Source organism: Acidiphilium sp. MT5 (genome assembly GCF_054767495.1).
On record NZ_BAABMR010000037.1, the window covers coordinates 1 to 1,494 of the forward strand.

Sequence of the window (1,494 nt, forward strand, 5' to 3'; positions counted from 1 at the left end):
TAGCAGCGCTCTTATGAGCGGCTTCTTCCCGTAGCGGCAGGCGGCCCAGACCGGATGGATACGACTCTACCCTCTTCCAAATATCTGATAAAGGACATTATCATATATATGGCGGCAGGGTGCGGCACAAATCGCAGATGGCACTTGATAGAAAGCGTGAGTTTAGGCCGCTTTAGTGTTCTTCGGAGGCGTCCAACGCCGAACGCGCATTAACCGGGGTTTGTCGCTGTGTGAACCGATGACCCCGACGAACAGCCGTCCAGCCTTAATCATCGCTTCTAGCTCTGGAGTGTGAGCTGCCATGCCATGCCAGTTTCTTCCCGGTTCGAGCACGTACGGAGGTGGCATATCGGTTGTATTTACGATGAATGTCGCCGGTTGGTACTTCTTGAGCAATCGGACCATGAAGCGCGGGCGCTTGGGGAGCCAGACAGCAAGACGGCTGGGATAATTATAGAGAACCATATGCGTAATTGTGGTCGCTGCGTCACCTCGGTTCCTTACGGTTATAGCGATGTATTTTTTCTTATCTTCCAGGCCGCCGCCTACAAATATCGCATCCGACATAACCGACATCGACAGCCTTACGCCTTCGCTAAACCAACGACGAAGCTCTAGGACAAAAGCGGCGAAAGCTACACACAACGACAAAGCCGAGACGCTGAATGCCCATAACGATACACGAGCGGCATAGCGGGCAACTGTGAGTTCGGGGGCGTCCACGTTCATGTCGCCGTGAGTCTCGAAATCGTCGCCGGACTCACATCATAGCTGCGCGCCAGCTCCTTAAGCGTGGCCCCGTTCGCCCGGCGCTGCCGCGCCTCGGCCTGCTGCTGCGGGGTGAGGGCAGGGGGGCGCCCCATGTGTTGCCCGCGCGCGGTCGCTCGGCTCCGACCTTCGGCCGTGCGGGTGCGGATCAGATCACGTTCCACGTCCGCCAGGCCACCCAGCACGGCCAGCATGAGGTGGTCGGTGCTGGTGCCGGTATCGGCCCAAGGTTCAGCCAGCGAACGGAAACGTGCGTCGGCATCGGCGATCTGCTTGACGATGGCAAACAGGTCGAAGGTGGAGCGCGCCAGGCGGTCAATGCGCGTGACCACCACCACTTTGCCGGCCGCCAGGTGCTTGAGCATCTTCAAAAGCTCTTTTCGATCAGCCCGCGCGCCGCTCACCTTCTCCCGGTAAATCCTCGCGCAGCCGGCCGCCTTCAACTGCGCGAGTTGGGCATCGAGGGTCTGGCCATAGGTGCTGACGCGGGCATAGCCAATCAGCTCGGAAGAGGGGGCTTTTTCGGTCACATCTTATGCAAAGCGTAACCCGTTGATGTGCCTTAGGCAAGCGGAGTTTGCATAAGTCTTGATTTTCGCGATTTCCGAACGTTTCTGTCTTTGGAATGTGTCGCGTTTATCCTAAGTTATGCGACATTTAGAATGGCTCTTATAGCGTTGCCTGTTGATATGGTCCGAGACCGATGGCACCGAGGATCAAGGCGTC

The 1,494-nt window shown here is 57.5% G+C and carries 2 protein-coding genes; both read right to left on the minus strand.

The features are described from left to right. Positions 1–162: 162 nt before the first annotated feature. Positions 163–729 (minus strand): hypothetical protein, encoded by a 567-nt coding sequence (locus ACYUCQ_RS16200; RefSeq protein ID WP_460255591.1) that lies wholly within the window; start codon positions 727–729, stop codon positions 163–165. Then, positions 726–1,298 (minus strand): recombinase family protein, encoded by a 573-nt coding sequence (locus ACYUCQ_RS16205; protein WP_460255592.1) that lies wholly within the window; start codon positions 1,296–1,298, stop codon positions 726–728. Before ACYUCQ_RS16205 ends, ACYUCQ_RS16200 begins: the two co-directional genes overlap by 4 nt. Positions 1,299–1,494: the final 196 nt, after the last annotated feature.

Coding starts and splice junctions, on each gene's coding strand:
- ACYUCQ_RS16200 (WP_460255591.1), bottom strand. CDS start 729: ATGAACGTGGACGCCCCCGAACTCACAGTTGCCCGCTATGCCGCTCGT.